Consider the following 23,317-nt stretch of genomic DNA (forward strand, 5'->3'; position numbering starts at 1 on the left):
GGACTGCCCGGCCGGCAAAGGTTGTGCATCATTGAAAGAACGGATCGCGGGCCATCAGTTCTTGGCCATGCCAAGCAGGTTCAGGACCTCACCCATGTCGGCATCGCTTTTGGCCATGAACTCGCCGAATTTCTCGCCGCCGTCCCAGGCGATCCCGTAACCCTGCTTGTTCATGAAGTCGCGATATTCTTCGCTGTGGTTGATCTTGTCAAGCACTTCCACGTACTTGGCCGTGACCTCGGCCGGCAGGCCCGCGGGCGCCACCATGCCGCGCCAGGCACCCATGGTCCAGTCTGAACCGGTCAGCGACTTGAGCGTGGGCACGTCGGGGTAGAGCACGGGGGGTTCGTCGGCCATCACCGCCAGCGGCTTGGCCTTGCCGGCGTCGATCATGGAGCGGGCCTCGGGGATGGAGACGGGGGCGACGTCCACACCGCCAGCCACCAGTTCGAGCATGCCCGGCGCCGCGCCGTTGGACGGCACCCAGCGGATGGCGTCGGGCTGGATACCGACGGAATTGAGCATCCCGGCCAAGGCCAGGTGCCAGATGCCGCCCTCGCCCGTGCCCGATGCCTTGAGCTTGCCTGGATCGGCCTTGGCGGCATTGAGCAGATCATCGAGCGTCTTGAACGGCGAGCTGGTGGCCACGGTGACGCCGGACGGATCGAAGTTCATCAGCGCCAGCGGTGTATAGGCCTTGTAGGTGAGATCGGTCAGGCCGATGTAGTGCATCATGGTGATCTCGACCGTTGCCAGACCGATGGTGTAGCCATCGGGCTTGGCTTCGGCAATGGCCTGGTGCCCCACGACGCCGTTGCCCCCGGCCCGGTTGACCACGTTGACCGGCTTGCCCAGCTCTTTTTCCATGATGCTGCCGATGATGCGGGCCGTGGCATCGGTTCCGCCCCCGGCGCCCCAGGGCACGATGAGCGTGATGGGCCTTTCTGGGAAGGCGGCCGTTGCCGGCACCGAGACCAGCGCCAAAGCCGTTGCCGTGGCAACCCCTGCCATTGAAAACCATTTCATGTCATTCTCCTTATCCATCGGATGATGCCAACAAGAGGTTATGATCCTAAAGAACATAATGAAAACCCTACTACTAGGGATATCACCGACACCTCTACCAAAAAAACCCAAAATCCCGCCTTGCCATGAACCCCATCCCTTCCTTGCTGCCCGACGACCTGGAACATGCCCTGCTGGTGGGCCGGATCCACGACCCCGACGACCAGGGCCCCAGCGTGGTGGCGATCCACCGCGGCGCCCTGCATGACCTGACCCCGATCTGCCCCACGGTATCGCGCCTGCTCGAGCGCGACGACGTCGCCGCCATGGTAGCGCACACATCGCCCAGCACCCGCTGGTCTCTGGACGACCTGCTGCCCCACGCGCGCCAGGCCAACCCCCAGGCCGCCCATTTCGTGGCCCCCTGCGATCTGCAGGTGATCAAGGCCTGCGGCGTCACGTTTGCCGACAGCATGCTCGAACGGGTCATCGAAGAACGCGCCGGGGGCAGCCCGGCCGATGCCGCCCGCATCCGTGCGCAAATCGGCAAGGCCGTCGGCGCCGCGGTATCCGACATTCGCCCCGGCTCGAAAGAAGCGGCCCAGGTGCGCAAATACCTGATCCAGGAAGATCTCTGGTCGCAGTACCTGGAAGTCGGCATCGGGCCCGATGCCGAAATTTTCACCAAGGCCCCCGTGCTGTCCGCGGTGGGCCCCGGGGCCGAGATCGGCATCCTCGAGGCATCCAAGTGGAACAACCCCGAGCCCGAGCTGGTGCTGGCCGTGAATTCGCGCGGGCAGATACGCGGGGTCACCCTGGGCAACGACGTCAACCTGCGCGACATCGAAGGCCGCAGCGCCCTGCTGTTGGGCAAGGCCAAAGACAACAATGCCTCGTGTGCCATCGGCCCGTTCATACGGCTGTTCGACAGCCAGTTTACGCTCGACCAGGCACGCCACCTGGAAATCCACCTGAACGTAACAGGCACGGACGGCTTCGAGCTCGACCCACCGCATCAGCCGCGACCTGGAAGACCTGGTGGCCCAGGCCTGCGGCCGCCACCACCAGTATCCCGATGGCTTCATGCTGTTCACGGGCACGCTGTTCGCGCCCACCGCCGATCGCGACGCCCCGGGCCAGGGCTTCACGCACCATCTTGGCGATGTCGTGCGTATTTCATCGCCGCACCTGGGCAGCCTGGTCAACCGGGTGACCCACAGCGAGAAGGCGCCCGAATGGACGCGCGGCATCCATTGGTTCATGGACAATCTGGCGCGGCGGGGCCTGCTGGGCTGATCGGCTGGCATGGGCATCATCCGATCACCGTCATGAGGCGGGCATGCGCCCGCTTCAGGTGGCGCTGCATGGCCGCCATGGCCTGCAGTGGATCGTGGTCGGCCACGGCGTGGTAGACGTCTACATGTTCTTGCAAAGCATCTTCCCAGACGGTCTGCTTTTCGAACAAGCGGTGCATCGAGCCGGCGATCGGCATGTAGCGCTGATCGAACAGCTCGCTGACAGTCTGCGACAGCAGACGGTTGTCGGCCGTGGCGGCCAGCGTGAGGTGAAAGCTGCGGTCTGCATCGGCCAGGGCGCGGTCGCCCGGGCCGCGTTGCAGCTCGAGCGCGGCGCGCATGGCGGCAAGGCTGTCGGCCAGATCCTTGAGCTGGCTGCGGGAGATATAGCGCGCCGCATGGGCGGCCACCCCGCTTTCGAGGAAGAACCGCATTTCGCTGACTTCTTTCGGGCTGTAGCCCATGACGCTTTCGTTGACGGCCTGGCTCGCATCCGCTGCCGCGACCTGGCGGGGTGCCGCCTGGCGCAGGTAGATGCCTGATCCCACCCGGATCTCGATCTCTCCCTGGAGTTCGAGCACCACCAGCGCCTCGCGCAGGCTGGGCCTGGATACCTTCAGGCGCTGGGCCAGTTCGCGCTCGGATGGCAGGCGCGAACCCACCGGCAGCGCCAGCCGGCCGATTTCACGGCGCAGGGCCTCGGCGATCTGCAGGTAGCCCCGCGCGGGGTCTACAGCCACTGCGGAATGCCGGTTCCGGATCATGCAGCCCACTCCTGTGGTTCACAAAGCCTGGCTCATTCTAGCCGCTCGAAGTGGCTTGCAGACCACTTTGGTCAGACAGGTTGATATAAATTAGGGAAATCCATGACTGGTATTACCAGTTTTAATGTTTAGACTATCGAATGGCTGACCTGCCGCCTATCCGCGATCGGCTCGCCGCTGTCATAGGCAACCCACCTGTTTGACCAATTCGAATGCCTCTGATCCAATCGATTGAGATTCTGGACGTCCGTTTTCCGACCTCGAAGCATCTGGATGGCTCGGATGCCATGAATCCAGACCCAGACTATTCGGCGGCCTACGCCATCCTGCACACCGACCAGCCAGGCCTGGAAGGCCACGGGCTGAGCTTCACCATCGGGCGCGGCACCGAGATCGTCTGCACCGCCATCGAGGCGCTCAAGCCGCGGCTGCTGGGCCTGGACCTGGACTGGATCACTGAAGACATGGGCCGCTTCTGGCGGCATGTCACCTCCGACAGCCAGCTGCGCTGGATTGGCCCCGACAAAGGCGCGATCCACCTGGCCACGGGCGCCCTGGTGAATGCCGTCTGGGATCTCTGGGCCAAGGCCGAAGGCAAGCCAGTCTGGCGCCTGGTGGCCGACCTGTCGCCCGAAGAACTGGTGCGCCTGATCGATTTCAGATACATCACTGACTGCATCCGTCCCGACGAGGCTCTCGAGCTGTTGACCCATCAGGCCGCTGGCAAGCAAGCGCGTCTGGCCGCGCTGATGAAGACCGGTTATCCCTGCTATACCACGTCCGCCGGCTGGCTCGGCTACAGCGACGAAAAACTGCGCCGCCTGGCCCAGGAAGCGGTGGACGCCGGTTTCTCGCACCTCAAGCTCAAGGTGGGGCGTGACCTGGCCGACGACGTCCGGCGCTTGCACATCGCCCGCGAAGTGATCGGGCCCGAGCGCCATCTCATGATCGATGCGAATCAGGTCTGGGAAGTCGACCAGGCGATCGGCTGGCTCCAGCACCTGGCCTTTGCCCGGCCCTGGTTCATCGAAGAGCCGACCAGCCCGGATGACATCGCCGGCCACCGTCGGATCCGCGACGCATTGCAGGGGCGGATGCAGGTGGCCACGGGCGAAATGTGCCAGAACCGCATCCTGTTCAAGCAGTACATCATGGAATCGGCCATCGACGTGGTGCAAGTCGATGCCTGCCGCCTGGGCGGCGTCAACGAAGTGCTGGCCGTGATGCTCATGGCCGCCAAGTACGGCCTCAAGGTGTGCCCGCACGCCGGGGGCGTCGGGCTGTGCGAATACGTACAACACCTGTCGATGATCGACTACCTGTGCTTTGCCGGCACCCTGGAAGGCCGGGTGATCGAATACGTGGATCACCTGCACGAGCACTTCGTGCACCCCTGCATCATCCGCGATGCCGCCTACATCCCACCGACCGCACCCGGCTATTCCATCGAGATGAAGCGCGGCTCGCTGGCCCAGTATCAATTCCGCGCCTGAAGCAGTACGATGGCCACATCCCCCGGGGCCTCCCGAGGCCAGCATCCGACATCACCCGCCCCCGCCTGATCCGGTATCCATGCCCGCCCGGGCGCAGTCACCGGATCGGCGTTTTTTTGGAGACGCCCATCCATGTCCGCATCAGACAAACCCCGGCTGCGCAGCCAGCGGTGGTTCGACAACCCCGACAACCCGGGCATGACGGCGCTCTATATAGAGCGCTACATGAACTACGGCATCACGCGCGCCGAACTGCAGTCCGGCAAGCCCATCATCGGCATCGCCCAAACCGGCTCCGACCTGGCGCCATGTAACCGGCACCACCTGCAGCTGGCCGACCGCGTGCGCGACGGCATCCGCGAAATGGGCGGCATCCCGCTCGAGTTTCCCGTGTATCCCATCCAGGAAACCGGCAAACGCCCAACGGCGGCCATGGACCGCAATCTGGCCTATCTGGGGCTGGTCGAAGTCCTGCACGGCTACCCGATCGACGGCGTCGTGCTCACCACGGGCTGCGACAAGACCACCCCAGCCTGCCTCATGGCCGCCGCCACCGTCAACATACCGGCGATCGTCCTGTCGGGCGGCCCCATGCTCGATGGCTGGTGGCGCGGCAAGCTGGCCGGCTCGGGCACGGTGGTCTGGGACGCCCGCAAGCATCTGGCCGCAGGCGATATCGACTACGAAGAATTCATGGATAGCGTGGCCAGCTCGGCGCCATCGGTGGGCCACTGCAACACGATGGGCACCGCCCTATCCATGAACTCGCTGGCCGAGGCGCTGGGCATGTCGCTGCCAGGTTGCGCAGCCATCCCGGCACCGTACCGCGACCGCAGCTGGATGGCCTTTGAAACCGGCAAGCGCATCGTTCAGATGGTGCATGAAAACCTGCGCCCGTCCGACATCCTGACGGCGCAGGCCTTCGACAACGCCGTCGTGGCCGCCGCGGCGCTGGGCGCCTCGTCCAACTGCCCCATCCACATCATCGCGATCGCCCGCCACATGGGGGTCGAACACAGTCTGGCCGACTGGCAGCGGCTGGGGCCCGACATTCCCCTGCTGGTCGACTGTCAACCCGCCGGACGCTACCTGGGCGAATCTTTCTACCGAGCGGGCGGCGTGCCGGGCGTGATGCGCGAGCTCATGCGGGCCGGCAAACTGCACGCGGACGCCATGACCGTCACCGGCCAAACCCTGGGCGAAAACCTGGCGCAGGTGCCCGAACCCGACCGCGAAGTCATACGCAGCTGGGACGATCCCCTGAAGGCGGCGGCCGGCTATGTGGTACTGACGGGCAACCTGTTCGACAACGCGATCATCAAAGTCAGCGTGATCGACGAAACATTCCGCGAACGCTACCTCAGCGACCCGGAACACCCCAATCGGGTGGATCTGAAGGCCGTGGTCTTCGAAGGCCCCGAAGACTATCACGAACGCATCGAAGACCCTGCGCTGGGGGTCGATGAACACTCGCTGCTGGTGATCCGCAACGTGGGTCCGGTGGGCTATCCCGGCGGCCCCGAAGTGGTCAACATGCAGCCGCCGGCGGCCCTGATCTCGCGCGGCATCGACACCCTGCCAACCATGGGAGACGGGCGCCAGAGCGGCACCTCGGCCAGCCCATCGATCCTGAATGTCTCGCCCGAATCAGCAGTGGGCGGCGGGCTGGCCCTGCTGCGCACAGGCGACATGGTGCGCATCGACCTGAACGCGCACCGGGTCGACGTGCTGATATCCGACGAGGCACTCAGCCAGCGGCGCAATGCCTGGAAACCACCGATCCTCAAGAATCAGACCCCCTGGGAAGAAATCTACCGCAAGACGGTAGGCCAGCACGGCACCGGGGCGTGCATGGAACCCGCCACGCAATACCTTGATATCATCATGCAGCGCGGCGAAGCCCGCGACAATCACTGAGCCGCGCCGCGGCCTGTATGCAACGTCGGGCCGCGGCTACTCTTTTCCCTGTCTCCATCCCCGACCATGACGCCTTTTGACCCAACCCAGCGACGCCCCTTATCCCCCGCAGCCCTGGCCGAATTCCATGCGCAGTTCGGCACGCGCTTCGTCACCACCGAAGCCGTACGCCAGCACCACGGAACCGATGAGTCCCCCTACCCCGTCTGTCCGCCGGATGCCGTGATCTTCCCGCACGACACCGACGACGTGGTGCAGGCCGTGCAGATCTGCAACCGCCATCGCGTCCCCATCATCGCTTTTGGCATCGGCTCTTCACTCGAAGGGCACGTACTGCCGGTTCAGGGCGGGGTCACGCTGGACTTCACCGAAATGAACCGCGTGCTGGCCATCGACGCCGATGACTTCACCGTCACGGTACAACCGGGGGTGACCCGCACCCAGCTCAACGAGGCAATTCGCGACACCGGGCTCTTCTTTCCCATCGACCCGGGGGCCGACGCCACGCTGGGCGGCATGGCGGCCACCCGCGCATCCGGCACCAATGCCGTGCACTACGGCACCATGCGCGAAAACGTGGTTTCGCTGAAAGTCGTCACCGCCGAAGGCCGGATCGTGCGCACCGCGGGCCGGGCCCGCAAGTCGTCGTCGGGCTACGACCTCACCCGGCTGTTCGTGGGCAGCGAAGGCACGCTGGGCATCATCGTCGAAGTCACGGTGCGCCTTTACCCGCGCCCCGAAGCCACCATGGCGGCAGTCTGCAATTTCCCCGACCTGGCCTCGGCGGTGCAGTGCGTGGTCGACGTCATGCAATGCGGGGTCGCCATCGCCCGGGTCGAATTCATGGACCAGAACGCCGTGCGCGCCGTCAACCGGCACAGCCAGCTGAACCTCAAGGAAACGCCGCTGCTGCTGTTCGAATTCATCGGCAGCCCGGCCGGGATCCGCGAGCAGATCGACATCGTGCAAGACATTGCCAGCACCCACGGCGGCATGGACTTCGACTGGGCCGAGCAACCCGAAGACCGCAGCCGTCTGTGGCAGGCCCGGCACAACACCCACTATGCGGGGCTGCACTTGCGCGCCGGTTCACGCAGCGTGGCCACCGACGTCTGCGTGCCCATCTCACGCCTGGCCGAGTGCGTTACCCAGACCGCGGCCGACTTGCAGGACATGCCGTTTCCATGGCTCATCGTCGGGCACGTGGGCGACGGCAATTTCCACGTACAAATGCTGATCGACCCGAACAACCAGACCGAGTGGCAGAAGTCCGAAGGCGTCAACGCCCGCCTGGTACGGCGCGCCATCGAAATGGACGGCACGTGCTCGGGCGAGCACGGCGTGGGCCTGCACAAGATCGGCTTTCTGGCACTCGAGCACGGCGAAGAGGCGCTGCAGCTGATGCGGCTGATCAAACAGGCCTGGGACCCGAACAACATCTTCAACCCGGGCAAGATGCTGCGCCTGAGCGCCTGACCCAGAGCGCGGCCCGGATCAACGCCCTGATCAACGCCGGTTCAATTGACCCAGCCCCCGTCGATGATGTTTGCGGTGCCGGTAGTGTAGGCCGATTCATCCGAGGCCAGGTAGGCGGCCAGCGCCGCGATTTCCTCGGGCTGGCCCAGGCGGCCCACCGGCTGGCGCGCAATAAAGGCCGCCCGCACCTGCTCGAACGTGAGCCCCTGCGCCTTGGCCTGCTCGTGCATGCGCTGATGCAGCGAAGGGGATTCGACCGTGCCCGGGCAAATGGCATTGCAGCGCACACGGCCGATGAAGTCGGCCGCAATCGCCTTGGTCAGGCCGATGACGGCAGCCTTGGTCGTGCCATACACGAACCGGTTGGGCACGCCCTTCACGCTGGAAGCCACCGAGGCCACATTGACGATCGACCCCGCGCCGTGTTCGAGCATGCCCGGCAACACGGCCCGGCACATTTCATACATGGACGTGACGTTGAGCCGGAAGGAGAAGTCCCAGGCCTCGCGCGAGCAATCGAGTATGGAGCCGCTGTCGACAAAGCCAGCGCAATTGAACAGGACGTCGATACGGCCTGCCGCCTTCACCCGCGCCTCGATGGCGGCGGCATCGGTGACATCCAGCACGTGGGTCTCGCAGCCCGCCAGCGACTGCAGGGCCTCGGCCTGGATATCGGTGGCGATCACGTGCGCGCCTTCGGCCTGAAAACGCAAGGCGGTAGCCCGCCCGATTCCGTTGCCGGCTGCGGTGAGCAGCGCGACCTTGCCTGCAAGACGACCTGTCATGATGAACGCTCCTGGAATTTTTTATATGAAAATTTATTTCACTGGCACAGAGAAAAATCATACCGTGTTTCACGACTATCGCGCCATATCGATTTCTCTTCTTTCAGGCAGCCCATGAATGCGGATTTTCCCTGATGGGCCCGATCGGCAGGGGTAACTGCGGTATAGTTTCTTCCATATATGAAAACCAAACCCCAAAACTGAAAACAAGCCGCTGCGCTTCTATCCTGGATCGCCCCGCATCGTGTCCCGCGCCCCCGCTCAGCCTGTATCCGCCACACCGGCCCCAGCCGCGCCTGCCGCAAAAACCGAACCGTCGCGCTATAACGCCCCTGCGCTCGACAAGGGTCTGGACATCCTCGAAACCCTCAGCCGCAGCCCCGACGGGCTCACGCTCAAGCAGTTGGCCGGCGCCCTGGACCGCAACGTCAACCAGATCTTCCGCATGGTCATGGTGCTGCTGCGGCGGCACTACATCCAGGTGGATGAGCACGACCGCTACACCCTCACCCTGCGGATGTTCACCCTGGCCCACCACCAGCCGCCCATCAAGCACCTGATCGACAAAGCCTTGCCGCTTCTGCACGAACTGGCCGGGCGTACGCAGCAGTCCTGCCACCTGGCCGTGTACGAACAGGGCCACTGCGTGGTCATCGCCCAGGTGGACAGCCCCGGGCGCTGGTCGCTGGGTCTGAAACTGGGTTCGCTGATGGGCTTGGCCGACACGTCGTCGGGCCACATCCTGCTGGCCTATCAGGACGAAGCCGGCCGCGCCCGCATGCTGCGCGACCACGTGCGGGTAGAGGGCGAGCTGGATCTGGATCCGGGCCAGCTGCTGGCGCTGCTGGCCAAGGTGCGGGAAACGGGCTGCTCGCTCATGCCCAGCAAGCAGATCCGGGGGGTCACCAATATCGCCTTTCCGGTTCATGGCCTCAAGCATCATGGGGTCGCCGCCATCAACGTGCCCTACATCGCCCGCATCGACGGCGCGCACACCCCGACCATAGACGATGTACAGCACATTCTGAAAGACATCTGCCAGCGTCTTTCCCACCAACTAGGAGCCGATCATGTCCTCTGACCACTCTTCCGCCACACCCGTCTGGTTCATCTCGGGCTGTTCCACCGGTTTCGGCCGCGAACTCGCGAGCCAGGCCCTCGCGCGCGGCTGGCGGGTGGTCGCCACCGCCCGCCAGCCAGGCAGCCTGAGCGACCTGGTGGCCTCCCATGCGGATCGCGCCCTGGCCCAGCCACTGGACGTGACCCGCCACGACCAGATCGACGCGGCCGTCGCGGCGACCCTGCGGCAGTTCGGACGCATCGACGTACTGGTGAACAACGCCGGCTACGGGTACCAGTCATCCATCGAGGAAGGCGACGACGCCGAAATCCGCGCCATGTTCGATGCCAACGTCTTTGGTTTGTTCGCCCTGACCCGCGCCATCCTGCCCATCATGCGCCAACAGCGCAGCGGGCACGTCTTCAATATCACCTCGCTGGCCGGGCTGCGCGGCTTTGCCGGCTCGGGTTATTACGCGGCCACCAAGCACGCCATCGAAGGCTGGGCCGATGCCCTGGCACAGGAATGCAATCCGCTGGGGATCCAGGTCACCAACATCGAACCGGGGCCGTTTCGCACCGACTGGGCCGGGCGTTCGCTGCACCAGACGCCAGCCGTGGTCGAAGACTACGCAGAAACCGCCGGTGCGCGCATGCAGAGCATCAAGGACGCCAGTGGCAAGCAGGCGGGCGACCCCGCTCGCGCCGCTAAACTAATGCTCGAACTGTCCCTGGAACAGAACGCGCCCCTGAACATCGCACTGGGCGCGGCCGCGATCCGCCTGGGTACCGAGCGCCTGCAGGCCAAGATCGACAGCATTCAGGCCAATGAAGCGCGTGGCCTGGCCACTGATTTTCCCCACGCGGGCCGGTGAGCACCCATCGCCGTATGGCGCTGGCAAACTGTTACACTGGCTCGTTACAACCCGTCATGATGGCGGCCCGCAACACCAGGCGGCCATCATGATATTCCACCTGACGGAGATCCCACACCATGTTGTCCAAATATAAAAAACTGGCCTGCCTCGTGGCCCTGACCGTAGCGGCCGGCGCGGCGCACGCCGAATGGCCCACGCGCCCCATCACCCTGGTGGTGCCCTATGCCGCAGGCGGCGGCACCGATGCCACGGCCCGCATCATTGCCAGTATGCTGAAAGACAAGCTCGATACGCCCGTCAACGTCGTCAACCATCCTGCGGGGGGCGGCGTGGTAGGGCAGGAAACCATCGCGGGCGCCAAGCCCGACGGCTACACCATCGGCCTGGTCAGCGCCGAAACCTTCATGAACCACAACGTGGGCCTGACCCAACGCAGCGGAAAAGACTACACCGCCCTGGCCCTGATGAACAACGATCCCTCTGCCGTGATCGTGAGCACCTCATCGCCGTACAAGAACATGGATGACTTGGTCAAGGCCATCAAGGACAATCCGGGCAAGCTCAAATCATCGGGCACCGGCACGGGCGGGGTCTGGAACCTCGCCATGGCCGGCATGGTCGACAGCCTGGGCATTTCGGCCGACTCGGTCAAGTGGGTACCCTCGGCGGGCGCCGCACCGGCCCTGCTCGAACTGGTTGCGGGCGGGGTGGATTTCGTGCCTGTTTCCCTGCCCGAAGCCCGTTCCATGATCGAATCCGGCAAAGCCACGCCGCTGGCTGTCATGGCCACCGATGCCGTGGCCCTGTATCCCGACGTGCCCACGCTGAAAGAAGCCACGGGCAGCGACTGGCTGGCGTCCGCGTGGCGCGGCATCGTGGCGCCCGTTGGCTTGCCCGAAGAGGTCACCAAGAAATACGAACAAGCCCTCGACGAGATCAACCACAGCGATCAATACCGCGATTTCATGAAAAACCAGGGCTATGAAGTGGTCTACCTGAACGGTGAAGACTTCACTCAGTTCATGATCGAAGGCGATGAAGCCACCCGCAAGGTCATGGACAAGCTCGGGCTGATCAAGAAATAACCGGTACGTCCGGCCGGGCCACACCGCGGCCCGGCTGGGCCAGCCCATTCCTCAAGAGCCGGACCTCCTCGCCAGGCGGGCGACACGGGGTTCGGCTCGATGTGTTCAGGAGTCATGAAATGAAGGTCTATGAAGTCATTGCGCGCGCCTTGAAAGATGCCATGGATGACGTCGGCATCGAGCATCTCTTCGGGCTGATCGGCGATGCCAACCTGTACATGGTCGACAGCTATGTGCGCGCCTGCGGCGGCGCCTACATCCGCGCCGCCCACGAAGCGGGCGCCACGGCCATGGGGGTGGGCTACGCGCAAGTGCGAAACACCGTCGGGGTCGTGACGGTGACGCAAGGCCCCGGCCTGACCAACGCACTGACCGCGCTGCTGGAAGGCGTCAAGTCATCCACCCCCATGGTGCTGCTGGCCGGCGATACCGCCGAAGAAGACCACAGCCACATCCAGTTCATCAACCAGCGCGAACTGGTCATGAGTGCCGGCATCGGCTTCGAGCCATTGCGCGCACCGCATACCATCACCCAGGACCTGAACCGCGCATTTCGCCGCGCGTGGATCGAGCGCCGGCCCATCGTGTTCAACATGCCCTACAACTTCCAGTGGCTAGAGGCCGAGTACCAGCGCCAGACCCTGCGCCTGCCCGGTATCACCCTGGCGCCCACCCTGGGTGACGACATGGACCATGCCGTCGGGATGATCGCATTCGCCCGCCAGCCGGTGGTGCTGGCGGGCCGCGCCGCCGCCGACGAAGACACCAAACGCGCCATACAGCGGTTTGCCGAACGGATCGGCGCGCCCGTTTCCACCACCGTACGCGCCAAGGACCTCTTCACGGACGACGCCTTCAACCTGGGCATCTGCGGCACGCTGAGCAACGAAATCGCCAGCGACGTCCTGATGAACAGCGACTGCATCATCGCCTTTGGCGCCGGCCTGAATAAATACACGGGCGGTTTGGGCAGTTTCTTCGATGGCAAGAAACGGATCATCCACGTCAGCCCGCACGCCCGGGACATCGGCCGATACACGCCCGTCGAAGCCGGCCTCGTCGGCGACCTGGGCCGGATCGCCGATGAAATGGTCCGCCTGCTCGATGAAGCCGAAATCCCGCCCGCCGCCAACCGCAGCGACGAGCTGGCCGAGCGCATCCGCAACTACCGGCAAAAGCCCAGGCTATCGGACCAGAACGCACCTGGCACGGTCGACATCCTTGAACTGTTTCACACCCTGAATACCCAGTTTCCGCAAGACAGGATCTACCTGACCGACGGGGGGCGCTACGAATACATCGCCTGGGTGGACGTCAAGGTCCAGACGCCACGGGATTTCGTCCACACCATCTGCTATGGAGCCATCGGCCTGGGCCTGTCCACGGCCATTGGCGCCTCGGTGGCGGGGGCCGGCAAGCCCACCCTGCTGGTGGTGGGCGATGGCGGGCTGGAGCTCGGCGGCATGACCGAACTCATGACCGCGCAGCGTGAAAACCTGAACCTGGCGGTCATCGTCTGCAACGATGGCAGCTACGGCGCCGAGTACGAGCAGTTCGTCGCCAAAGGCATGGAACCCGACCTGACCATGCTGGGTTCGCCCGACTTCGCCCCGATTGCGCAAGCGATGGGAATCGCATCCATGACGGTGCGCAACAGCGAAGACCTGGCGCGGGCCATGCGCTTCATCAACGAACGCGACGGGCGCTCGCCCTGCCTGATCGACGTCAAACTCGACCCGCGCCACATGAACCTGTAGGCCCTGCGGGCCGGCCGTGATCGCGGGGCCGGCAGGCAACGACGCCTGCGGGCCCGCGCGCACCAGAAAAAGGCCGCCCTGGCGGGCGGCCCCTGGTTACCATCCGGCCCTGATCAGCGGATCTCGAGCCACTTCGACGTGCTCTCGGCCACTTTCTTGGGCAAAGACAGCTCGAGCACGCCATCGGCGCAGCGCGCTTCGGATTGGGCGGCGTCGATATCGTGAGCCAGGCTGAAGCGACGCACCTGCACGCCATGATAGCGTTCGCGGCGCAAGACGGTCTCGCCCTTTTTCTCGACATCTTCGGCCGACTTCTCGACCCGGATGGACACGGTGTTGCCCTCGATGGAGACCTTCACGTCTTCCTTGCGCACACCAGGCACTTCGGCCTTGACGGTGTAGCCTGAATCCGATTCGGTGACATCGATGTTGATCCGTGGTTCTTCGGTACGCTGGGCGAGGCGGGACGCCACGGGGAAGCGGTTGAACAATTCTTCGAACCCGGACAGTTCGGCAAACGGGTTGAAGCGAGTCAGATCGTTGGTCATCTTGAATCTCCTTTCTACCATACTGGTGACAGATACCGGCCCACCTGGGCCCGCATCATTCTGATGTCTGATAGATGGGGTTTGCAGCAGAAGATTCAAGAGCCGCGGGAGAATCAGCCGTGGTTGAAGCCCGCGGCCTCGGCCTCGGTCAGCGGCTTGCTGACCGGGTGGGCCTCGAGGTGGGCAATGGCCCGTTTCATGTCGCTGAGCAGCAAGCCTGCCAAATCGCGGCTGACCCCATGACGAACCAGGATGCGCTGCACCACCAGGTCTTCCCGGTTGGCCGGCATGGAATAGGCCGGCACCTGCCAGCCGCGGCTGCGCAGCCGATCAGCCAGATCGTACAGCGTATAGCCCGCATCGGCCCCTTTCTTCAGCGCCCAGGTCAGGGCGGGGATGCCGGTCTGGCTGTCGCCCCCATAAAGCATGTCGAACGGCCCCAGGCGGGCGACCTCTTCGGCCAGATACCGGGCCGTCTGGTAGCAGGTCTCGTGGATCTTGCGATAGCCTTCGCGCCCGAGGCGCAGGAAGTTATAGTACTGTGCGATGATCTGCCCACCCGGCCGCGAGAAGTTCAGCGCGAAGGTGGGCATGTTGCCGCCCAGGTAATTGACGTTGAAGACCAGTTCTTCCGGCAGATCGCCCGCCTCGCGCCAGATCACCCAGCCGGCGCCAAGAGGCGCCAGGCCGAATTTATGGCCCGAGGCATTGATGGACTTCACGCGCGGCAGGCGAAAGTCCCAGAGCAGGTCGGGGGCGCAGAAGGGCGCCAGGAAACCGCCACTGGCCCCATCCACGTGCATGGAGACGTCCAGCCCGGTGTCTTTCTGCAGTTGGTCGAGGGCATCGTGCACCGCCTTGACCGGCTCATACTGGCCCGTGAAGGTGACCCCCAGCGTCGGCACCACGCCAATGGTGTTCTCGTCCACGCGCCGGATCACTTCTTCGGGGCTCATCAGAAGGCGTTCGCCCGCGAGCGGGATCTCGCGCAGTTCGACATCGAAGTAGCGCGCAAACTTGTGCCAGCAGATCTGCACGGGCCCCGTGATCATGTTGGGCCGGTCGATGGGCTTGCCCGCCGCCTTGCGCTGCTTGCGCCAGCGCCACACCATGGCCAGCCCCCCCAGCATCGCCGCTTCGGACGAACCAATGGTCGAGCAGCCGAGCGTGCCCCCGGCATCCGGCGAGTTCCAGAGATCGGCCATCATGCGCACGCAACGGGACTCGATTTCCGCCGTCTGGGGATATTCATCCTTGTCGATCATGTTCTTGTCGATCGACAAGTTCATGAGGTCGCGGATCTCATCATCCACCCAGGTCTGGCAGAAGGTGGCCAGATTCTGGCGCGAGTTGCCATCGAGCATGAGCTCGTCGCGCACCGCGCTGAATACATTCTGGGGATCCCGCTCGCGCACAGGAAAGCGGTCTTTGGGAAGCTGGCCGGCCAGCTCGATGGACGCATAGACATCGTCCCGGCGGCTGTGGCCTGGTGAATCAGGATGGCTGTTCATGTCGGGTTTCTCCTCGAGGTTGCTGGCCGTGCCGGCCACCCCCCTATCCTGCCATGAAAAAGCCACCCCAAGGTGGCCGATGCGAATGGATGGCATGAATGGTCGGGGTGACATGATTCGAACATGCGACTCCTACGTCCCGAACGTAGTACTCTACCAGGCTGAGCTACACCCCGACTTAGGGACATGGGCGCATGCAAGGATGCGCCCCGGGAAACTTCAACGGTCGCGCTCGACCGCGAAAGCACACGATTTTAGCAGAGTCTGCCGATAAACGGAATCGTCGAAGCGCATGATGGCCTGCCGGGCCAGATCGGCCTCGTGCAGGGCCGCCTGCCGGGTAAACGCCAGGGCATCGGTGGCGTGGATGGCATGGGCCACGGCTTCGAAATCGGCCTCACCGGTCTCGATGGCGCTGCGTACCAGCGCGCGCTGCTCGGGGGAACCGACTTCGAGGACACGGATCAGCGGCAGCGTGGGCTTGCCTTCGCGCAGGTCATCGCCCACGTTCTTGCCCAGCGCCTGGACGTCGCCGCTGTAGTCGAGTACGTCATCGATGAGCTGGAAGGCAGTGCCCAGATGGCGGCCGCACGCGGCGGCGGTCTCTTGGTGGGGCACGTTGGCCCCCGCGATGATGGCGCCGACCTGTGCGGCCGCCTCGAACAGCTTGGCGGTCTTGTAGCGCACCACCTGCAGGTAGCGCTCGAGCGAGACGTCTGGATCATGCACATTGAGCAGCTGCAGGACCTCGCCTTCGGCAATGACCGTAGTGGCCGCCGACAGCACCGCCATGGCCGGCATCGAGCCGGCGGCCACCATCATTTCGAAGGAGCGCGAATACAGGTAATCGCCCACCAGCACGCTGGCCGCATTGCCGAACACGGCATTTGCCGTTTCCCGCCCGCGCCGCAGATCGGATTCGTCGACCACGTCATCGTGCAGCAGCGTAGCGGTATGGATGAATTCGACCACAGCCGCCAGGCCATGGTGCTTTTCGCCCTGGTACCCCAGCGCCCTGGCCACCAGCAGCAGCAGCGCGGGCCGCAGGCGCTTGCCCCCGGCGCCGATGATGTAATCACCGATGGTGCGTATGAGAACGACTTCGGAATCCAGGCGCGCACGGATCTCTGCGTCTACGGCCTGCATGTCGGCGGCGATGGGAACGAACAGTTCGGAAAAATTCAAGGCAGACCTGGAAACGGAAGGAATCTGGACGAGAAAGTCGACCACAAAGACCCAGATTATACTTTCCGCATCTTATTCAGGAGAACCTTGTGTCCGACCCCCAATTGCAGACCCTGATCAAACGCGCCAATGGCGTGCTGGCGCAGCTCGAGGCCTGGCTGCCGCCGGCGCCTCCCGCGATGGACTGGTCCGCCCATGCCTACCGCTGGCAGCGCCGTGGGGCGCGTGGCTGGCTCGAGGCCATTCACCGCATCGCCCCGATCCAGCTCGCCGACCTGCAGCACGTCGACCGGCAGAAGGCCGTGCTCGAGCGCAACACCCTGGCCTTCCTGCAGGGCAAGCCCGCCAACAACGTGCTCATGACCGGGGCGCGCGGCACCGGCAAAAGCTCGCTGGTGCGTGCCCTGCTTGCCGCGCACGCCCAGCGCGGCATGCGGCTCATCGAAATCGACAAGTCCGACCTCGGCGACCTGGGCCAGATCATCGATCTGATCAGCGGTCGCCCCGAACGCTACATCATCTTCTGCGACGACCTGTCCTTCGAAGAGGGCGAGGCCAGCTACAAGGCGCTGAAATCGGCCCTGGATGGCTCGGTGGCGGCGCCTGGCGAGAACGTGCTCATCTACGCCACGTCCAACCGGCGCCACCTGATGCCGGAGTACATGCACGAAAACCTGCAGGCGCAGCATCAGCCCGACGGCGAGATCCACCCTGGCGAAACCGTAGAGGAAAAGATTTCACTGTCCGAACGCTTCGGCCTGTGGTTGTCCTTCTATCCATTCGGCCAGCAAGACTACCTGGATATCGTGGCCCACTGGCTGGGGGTCCACGGCTGCCCGCCCGAACACGCCGAAGCGGCCCGCGCCGAAGCCCTTCAGTGGGCGCTCGAGCGCGGCTCGCGCTCGGGGCGGGTGGCGCGCCAGTTTGCCCGCGACTGGGCTGCGCGCCATGTCTGAGGGCAAGCCGTACATCCGCGTGGCCGCAGGCCTGATCTTCGATGCGCGCGGCCGCCTGCTGCTTGGCCAGCGCCCGGATGGCAAGGTCTGGCCAGGCTGGTGGGAATTTCCTGGGGGCAAAATCGAAGCCGGCGAAAGCGTCGAGCAGGCCCTGGTGCGCGAACTCGACGAAGAACTGGGCATCCAGGCCACGCGCGTGTACCCCTGGGTCGTGTATATGCACGAATACCCGAAAACCGTGGTCGAACTGTCTTTTTGCCAGGTCACCGCCTGGAAGGGCGAACCCACCGGCCGCGAGGATCAGGCGCTCGACTGGGTCGACCCCGCCCAGATTCGGCTCGATGAGTCCGACCATCCCATCGGGCCCGGCGGCGCTTCCCTGCTGCCGGCGGCCATGGCACCGCTGCGCTGGCTGCGCCTGCCCACCCATTACCGTCTCAGCCAGATCCAGCGCCCAGACCGGCTCGACGGCTGGCTGGCCCACCTGCGCGGCGAACTGCTGCGTGGTCTGCGCCTGGTCCAGTTTCGCGAACCGGCCTGGACAGGCAGCCCGGCAGCGCTGCATGCCGCATTCCAGGCCACCGTGGCATTGTGCCGGCAATACGGCGCCCGCTGCCTGATCAACAGCGTGCATCCACACGCCTGGTGGGCCGAGGCAGACGGCGTGCAGCTGCGCGCAGGCGACGCCCGCCACGTGCTGCAGCAGGACCAGCGGCCGCCGGGGTGGCTGGGCGTATCGGCCCACAATCTTGCCGATCTTGCCTGCGCAGCCGAACTGCACGCCGACTTCGTGGTCCTTGGCCACGTGCTCGAAACGCCCAGCCACCCTGGGCAGACGCCGTTGGGTTGGGCCGGATTCAAGCAGCTGGCGGCACAGGCAGGCCGCCCGGTCTTTGCCCTGGGGGGGCAGTCGGCCGCCACGCTGGATACGGCGCGCCTGCATGGGGCTCACGGGGTCGCGGCCCTGCGCGGCCCCCTGTTCCAGACCCCCTGAGCCATCCCAGCCGCCGGTTCGCGCGCAGCGGCCAGCCCTGAGGCCGACCCTGGAGCCCGTGTCAGACCCCCTGGGCTACCCGCAGGCGCACGGCCGCCGTCAGGCGCTCGAGGTGCAGATCCAGGGCGGCCTGCTCGGCGGACAGCGCGCTGGCCTGAGCCTGTACCACGTTCAGGTAATCGACCAGGCCGGCACGATACTGATCGGTGACCAGGCGCAGGGTTTCACGGGCGGCGGCGAGCGCCCGCTCGCGCGCCTGCTGTTCGTCTACTAGCGCCTGCGACTGCACCAGGGCATCCTCGACCTCGCGCAGGCTCTCCAGCACCGTCTGGCGCCAAGCGGCCGCCTGGACATCGTAAGCCGCCTCGGCGGCTGCCGTGGCGGCGCTGCGCGCGCCCCCATCGAACAGCGTCAGCGCCAACGCAGGGCCCAGCGACCAGAAACGCGCCGGGGCCGTCAGCCAGGTCGCCAATTCGGCCGCCCGAAAGCCCCCCTGAAGGCCCAGCGTGAGATCCGGGAACCAGGCAGCGCGGCTGACGCCGATGCGCGCATTGGCCTGCGCCACCCGCTCGCGTGCGGCGGCAATGTCCGGCCGCTGCAGCAAGAGCACCGAAGGCACCCCCACCGGCACCTGAGGCACTGCCGGCAGGGCCTCGGGAAGAGCCAGCTGCGCTTCGAAGTCGCCCGGCACGTCCCCTACCAGCACGGCCAGGGCATGGACCTGCTGCTCGGTCTGCCAGGCCAGGCGGATGCGCTGTGCCCGGGCCTGCTCGAGCTGGGCGCGGGAGGCGGCCACGTCGGCGGGGGAAGCGACGCCCGCCTGTTGACGATTGCGCGTCATTTGCAACGCTTTTTCGTATTCGGCCAGCGTCTGGTCGAGCAGGTGCTCCTGGCGCCGGGCGGAGATCAGGCCGAACCAGGCCTGGGCCAGCGTGGACTGCAGGCTCAGGCGCACCCCCTGCAGGTCGGCGGCACTGGCCCGCTCGCCGGCCTGGGCCGCCGCCACCGAGCCGCGCACGCGCCCCCAGAGGTCGGCTTCCCATTGGACACTGCCCGAGAGCGAGTAGCTATTGGCCGGATTGTCGGGCCCGCCGCCGCCCTGCCCCGCCCGGCTCATCGAGCCCTGGGCGGAGACCGTCGGGAAAAACCCCGCGCGGGCGGCACGCAAATCGGCCGTGGCTTCGCGATACCGGGCTTCGGCCTGCGCCAGGTCAGGGCTGCCGTCGGCCAGCCGGCCCATCAGCCGATCGAGCCCGGCATCCTGAAACGACGTCCACCACCGCTGCGGGGCGCGCTCGGCCACCGAATCGGCCGGCAGCCATTGGCCTTCGGGCGCGTGCGCATAGCGGTCGGCCGTGAGCACGTCCGGTAAAGGGCGATCAGGGGCCAGGCTGCATCCGCCCAGCAGCACGCCGGCCAGCAGGGCCGCCAGGCCACCGAAACGGCGCCAGCCCCCTGCACGCCGATATGCGACACCCAGCGCCCTAACCATGCGAAGGGGCCCGCTGGCGCGAGGAAGACGAGGAGGCGGGGCGAGCGGCACGACGCAGACGATCCAGACTGAGATAAACCACCGGCGTAGTGTAGAGCGTGAGCACCTGGCTGACCAGCAGGCCGCCAATGATGGTCAGCCCCAGCGGTTGGCGCATCTCCACCCCGGCCCCCGTGGCCAGCAGCAGGGGCAGCGCCCCCAGCATGGCCGACAAGGTGGTCATCAGGATCGGCCGCAGCCGCACCAGGCAGGCCTGGTGGATCGCCTCGCGTGGGTCCAGCCCGTCGCGCCGTTGCGCCTGAAGGGCGAAATCCACCATCATGATGGCATTTTTCTTCACGATGCCGATCAGCAAGAACACCCCGATCAGCGCAATCAGCGTGAATTCCATGCCAATCACCCGCAAGGCCAGCAGCGCGCCCACGCCGGCCGAAGGCAGGGTCGAGAGAATCGTGATGGGGTGGATCAGGCTCTCGTAGAGCATGCCCAGCACCAGATACATGGCCAGCAGGGCGGCCAGCAGCATCCAGGGCTGCTGGGCCACTGCGTCGCGCATCATGCCCGAGCTCTCGTCCAGCCCGGCCTGCAATTCGTGGGTCGGCAGGCCGGTACGCGCCACCGCGCGGTCGATGGCTTGCAGTGCTTGATCCAGAGACACCCCGGACGCCAGGCCGAAGGCGATCGACTCGGCCACCATCAGGCCCTGGTGATTCACCGAACGCGGGGCGGTGCCTTCGGAAATGTGCGTGAAGGCCACCAGCGGCACGCGCTCGCCGCGGCTGTTGATCACATGCACGGCCTGCAGGGAATGAAGGTCGCGCGCGTATTCCGGGGCCACGGCCATGACCACATGGTACTGATTGAGGGGCTCATACAGCACCGCGACCTGCCGCTGGCTGAAGGCATTGTTGAACACCGCCGCCAGGTCCGCCATCTCCACCCCCAGGTGCCGGGCGGCATCGCGGTCGACGCGCAGCTCGGCCTGGCGGCCCCCGTCGTCGGCCTCGTCATCGACATCCACCAGTTCGGGCAGGGCCGCCAGCGCGCGCCGCACCTGCGGCAACCAGGTGCGCAGGACAGCCAGGTCGCTGCCCATCAAAAGATAGCTGTACGAACCGGCCCGGGACGAATGGCCCACGAAAATATCCTGCTGGGGCACCAGGAACATCCGCGCACCCGGGGTGTGCTCGAATTTTGCGCGCAGGCGGTTGACGACCTGCTGGGCGGTGGCATCCCGCGCGTCCAGCGGCTTGAGCTGCACCTGGATGAAGCTGGAGTTGCTGCCGCCGCGCCCGCCGGCATACGCGGTGACCGTGTCGACGGCGGGATCCTGCAACAGGACATTGCGAAACTGCTCGAGGCGGGCCTGCGTATCCTGAAACGACGTGCCGGTATCGACCCGGAAGAACCCGGTGAGCTGGCCCGTGTCCTGCTGCGGAAAAAACCCCTTGGGAATGTCGATGTATAGATAAACGTTCAAGCCGATGGTCGCCAGCAGAATCAGGAGCACCAGGCGCCCATGATCCAGCGACCAGCGCAGCGAGCGTGCATAGCCCTGCTGACTGACATGCCCCAGGCGCGCCAGCGCGCGCCGCAGTATGCCGCGCGGCCTCTGCGGCGCGTCGGCCGCCGCAGCCTCGGACAGCAGGCGGGCCGCCAGCACGGGCACCAGGGTCACCGACAGCAGCAGGGAAATCGCGATGGCCACCGACAGCGTGACGGCGAATTCCTTGAACAAGCGCCCCACCAGGCCACCGACCAGCCACAGCGGAATGAACACGGCCACCAGTGAAACACTCATGGCGAGCACGGTGAAACCCACTTCGGTGACCCCGCGCAGGGCGGCGCGCGCGGGCCGCACCCCGCGCTCGAGATGGCGCATGATGTTCTCGAGCACCACGATCGCGTCATCCACCACGAACCCCGTCGCCACGATGAGAGCCATGAGCGAGATCGTGTTCAGCGTGAAGCCGAACCACCACATGAGACTGAAGCTGCTGAGCAGCGAGGCGGGCACGGCCACCGCGGGGATCAGCGCCGCACGCCAGCTGCCCATGAACGCGAGCACCACGGCCACCACCAGCAGCACGGCGAGCACCAGCGTCAGCTCGGCTTCGTACAGCGAAGCGCGGATGCTGGGCGTGCGGTCCTGGGCGATGGTCAGCTTGACGGACGCGGGCAGCAGCGACTGGAACGCCGGCAAGCGTTCGCGTACGGCATTCACGGTCTCGATGATGTTGGCATCGGCCTGGCGGCGGATGATCAGCAGGACCGCGGGATCTTCGTTGAAATAGCCGGCCTGGTTCAGGTCTTCGACCGAGTCTTCCACCTGGGCGACATCCACGAGACGGACCGGGCGCCCATCGCGCCAGTCCACGATCAGGGATGCGTAGTCTCTGGCCCGGCGCAGCTGGCCCGCGGAATCGATCTGCCACTGCAGGGCGCCGTCTTGGGCGACCTGACCGACCGGCAGCAGCGCATTCACATCCTGCAAGACCTCGCGCACCCGATCGAGCGGGATCCCCATGGCGTCCAATGCCCGCGGATCCAGCAGCACCCGGACCGCCGGCAGCGAACTGCCCCCCACCGTGACCTGTCCGACGCCCTCGACCTGTGACAGCTTCTGGGCCAGCACGGTGGCCGCCAGATCGTACAGCGCCCCACGCGTCTCGGTATCGGAGGTCAGCGCCAGCGTCATGATGGGCGAGGATGACGAATTCACCTTGCGATACACCGGATTGCCGCGCATGCCCGATGGCAACAGCGGACGCGCGGCGTTGATGGCCGCCTGCACGTCGCGCGCCGCCCGGTTGATGTCCCGGTCCAGGTCGAACATCAGATTGATGGACGTCTGCCCTTCGCTGCTGCGCGAGCTCATGCTGTTGATCCCCGAGATCACGCCCAGGGATTGCTCCAGCGGCATGGCCACGCTGGAGGCCATGGTCTCGGGGCTGGCGCCTGGCAGCGAGGCCGACACCGAGATCATGGGAAAATCCACCTGCGGCAGGGGCGCCACCGGAATGAAACGCAAAGCCAGCACCCCGGCCAGCACCGCCGCCAGGGCCAGCAGACCGGTGCCGATGGGGCGTTTCAGGAACAGGGCAAAGAATCGCATGG

Annotated in this window: 17 protein-coding genes, 1 tRNA gene and 1 pseudogene; 10 read left to right on the forward strand and 9 right to left on the reverse strand. The window is 65.5% G+C overall.

The genetic code is table 11. The annotated features are described in order from the left end of the window. Positions 1-54 precede the first annotated feature (54 nt). Entirely contained in the window at positions 55-1,026 is a 972-nt protein-coding gene (locus tag WCZ84_RS04305) for a tripartite tricarboxylate transporter substrate binding protein (RefSeq protein ID WP_372685030.1), read from the reverse strand. A gap of 125 nt (positions 1,027-1,151) precedes the next feature. Here WCZ84_RS04305 and WCZ84_RS04310 point away from each other — a divergent pair. Further along, positions 1,152-2,301 (forward strand): annotated as a pseudogene (locus WCZ84_RS04310) (fumarylacetoacetate hydrolase family protein). Positions 2,302-2,317: 16 nt separating this feature from the next. On the opposite strand, the gene WCZ84_RS04315 reads toward WCZ84_RS04310, so the two are convergent. After that, positions 2,318-3,064 (reverse strand): FadR/GntR family transcriptional regulator, encoded by a 747-nt coding sequence (locus tag WCZ84_RS04315; protein WP_372685031.1) that lies wholly within the window; start codon positions 3,062-3,064, stop codon positions 2,318-2,320. A 212-nt stretch (positions 3,065-3,276) separates the two neighbouring features. Between WCZ84_RS04315 and WCZ84_RS04320 the strand changes: the two genes are divergently transcribed. The 3 genes from WCZ84_RS04320 to WCZ84_RS04330 all read left to right on the forward strand — a co-directional run bounded on the left by WCZ84_RS04320 (position 3,277) and on the right by WCZ84_RS04330 (position 7,950). Further along, on the forward strand, positions 3,277-4,557 hold the full coding sequence (locus tag WCZ84_RS04320) for an L-fuconate dehydratase (RefSeq protein ID WP_372685032.1): 1,281 nt from the start codon (positions 3,277-3,279) through the stop codon (positions 4,555-4,557). Positions 4,558-4,689: 132 nt separating this feature from the next. Further along, positions 4,690-6,474 carry an IlvD/Edd family dehydratase gene (locus WCZ84_RS04325; protein WP_372685033.1) on the forward strand — a complete coding sequence of 595 codons (1,785 nt, stop codon included), beginning with the start codon at positions 4,690-4,692 and terminating at the stop codon, positions 6,472-6,474. A gap of 66 nt (positions 6,475-6,540) precedes the next feature. Then, positions 6,541-7,950, forward strand: coding sequence for an FAD-binding oxidoreductase (locus WCZ84_RS04330; protein ID WP_372685034.1), 1,410 nt, complete (start codon positions 6,541-6,543; stop codon positions 7,948-7,950). A gap of 41 nt (positions 7,951-7,991) precedes the next feature. Here the strand turns inward: WCZ84_RS04330 and WCZ84_RS04335 are convergent, their stop codons facing one another. Continuing rightward, the gene (locus tag WCZ84_RS04335) at positions 7,992-8,735 is read right to left on the reverse strand and encodes an SDR family oxidoreductase (RefSeq protein WP_372685035.1); all 744 of its coding nucleotides are present in this window, start codon (positions 8,733-8,735) and stop codon (positions 7,992-7,994) included. Positions 8,736-8,979: 244 nt separating this feature from the next. On the opposite strand from WCZ84_RS04335, the gene WCZ84_RS04340 reads away from it, so the two are divergent. From WCZ84_RS04340 to WCZ84_RS04355, 4 genes are all read left to right on the forward strand, one after another. Beyond that, positions 8,980-9,816 (forward strand): IclR family transcriptional regulator, encoded by an 837-nt coding sequence (locus WCZ84_RS04340; RefSeq protein ID WP_372685036.1) that lies wholly within the window; start codon positions 8,980-8,982, stop codon positions 9,814-9,816. Continuing rightward, positions 9,806-10,669: an oxidoreductase gene (locus WCZ84_RS04345; protein ID WP_372685037.1), complete on the forward strand. Its 864-nt coding sequence runs from the start codon at positions 9,806-9,808 to the stop codon at positions 10,667-10,669. Before WCZ84_RS04340 ends, WCZ84_RS04345 begins: the two co-directional genes overlap by 11 nt. A gap of 119 nt (positions 10,670-10,788) precedes the next feature. Further along, positions 10,789-11,757, forward strand: a complete 969-nt coding sequence (locus tag WCZ84_RS04350) for a Bug family tripartite tricarboxylate transporter substrate binding protein (RefSeq protein ID WP_372685038.1) — start codon at positions 10,789-10,791, stop codon at positions 11,755-11,757. Between the two features lie 119 nt (positions 11,758-11,876). Then, positions 11,877-13,514: a thiamine pyrophosphate-binding protein gene (locus WCZ84_RS04355; protein ID WP_372685039.1), complete on the forward strand. Its 1,638-nt coding sequence runs from the start codon at positions 11,877-11,879 to the stop codon at positions 13,512-13,514. 113 nt (positions 13,515-13,627) lie between these two features. Here WCZ84_RS04355 and WCZ84_RS04360 read toward each other — a convergent pair whose 3' ends face one another. The 4 genes from WCZ84_RS04360 to WCZ84_RS04375 all read right to left on the reverse strand — a co-directional run bounded on the left by WCZ84_RS04360 (position 13,628) and on the right by WCZ84_RS04375 (position 16,758). Continuing rightward, positions 13,628-14,062 (reverse strand): Hsp20/alpha crystallin family protein, encoded by a 435-nt coding sequence (locus tag WCZ84_RS04360; protein ID WP_372685040.1) that lies wholly within the window; start codon positions 14,060-14,062, stop codon positions 13,628-13,630. Between the two features lie 113 nt (positions 14,063-14,175). Beyond that, positions 14,176-15,687, reverse strand: coding sequence for a glutamate decarboxylase (locus WCZ84_RS04365; RefSeq protein ID WP_372685041.1), 1,512 nt, complete (start codon positions 15,685-15,687; stop codon positions 14,176-14,178). Further along, positions 15,673-15,749: transfer RNA gene (locus WCZ84_RS04370), tRNA-Pro, on the reverse strand. The genes WCZ84_RS04365 and WCZ84_RS04370 overlap by 15 nt, the downstream gene beginning before the upstream one ends. Before the next feature lie 43 nt (positions 15,750-15,792). Further along, a complete protein-coding gene (locus WCZ84_RS04375) occupies positions 15,793-16,758 on the reverse strand; it encodes a polyprenyl synthetase family protein (RefSeq protein WP_372685042.1) in 966 nt (321 codons plus the stop codon). An 89-nt stretch (positions 16,759-16,847) separates the two neighbouring features. On the opposite strand from WCZ84_RS04375, the gene WCZ84_RS04380 reads away from it, so the two are divergent. Both WCZ84_RS04380 and WCZ84_RS04385 read left to right on the forward strand, forming a co-directional pair. Further along, positions 16,848-17,714, forward strand: coding sequence for an ATP-binding protein (locus tag WCZ84_RS04380; RefSeq protein WP_372685043.1), 867 nt, complete (start codon positions 16,848-16,850; stop codon positions 17,712-17,714). Continuing rightward, positions 17,707-18,708 carry a Nudix family hydrolase gene (locus WCZ84_RS04385; protein WP_372685044.1) on the forward strand — a complete coding sequence of 334 codons (1,002 nt, stop codon included), beginning with the start codon at positions 17,707-17,709 and terminating at the stop codon, positions 18,706-18,708. Before WCZ84_RS04380 ends, WCZ84_RS04385 begins: the two co-directional genes overlap by 8 nt. A gap of 61 nt (positions 18,709-18,769) precedes the next feature. Here WCZ84_RS04385 and WCZ84_RS04390 read toward each other — a convergent pair whose 3' ends face one another. Both WCZ84_RS04390 and WCZ84_RS04395 read right to left on the reverse strand, forming a co-directional pair. After that, positions 18,770-20,200, reverse strand: a complete 1,431-nt coding sequence (locus WCZ84_RS04390; RefSeq protein WP_372685045.1) for an efflux transporter outer membrane subunit — start codon at positions 20,198-20,200, stop codon at positions 18,770-18,772. Beyond that, a complete protein-coding gene (locus WCZ84_RS04395; protein WP_372685046.1) occupies positions 20,193-23,315 on the reverse strand; it encodes an efflux RND transporter permease subunit in 3,123 nt (1,040 codons plus the stop codon). Before WCZ84_RS04395 ends, WCZ84_RS04390 begins: the two co-directional genes overlap by 8 nt. Positions 23,316-23,317 lie beyond the last annotated feature (2 nt).

The organism is Castellaniella sp., from assembly GCF_041675725.1.
Classification (GTDB): domain Bacteria; phylum Pseudomonadota; class Gammaproteobacteria; order Burkholderiales; family Burkholderiaceae_B; genus Castellaniella.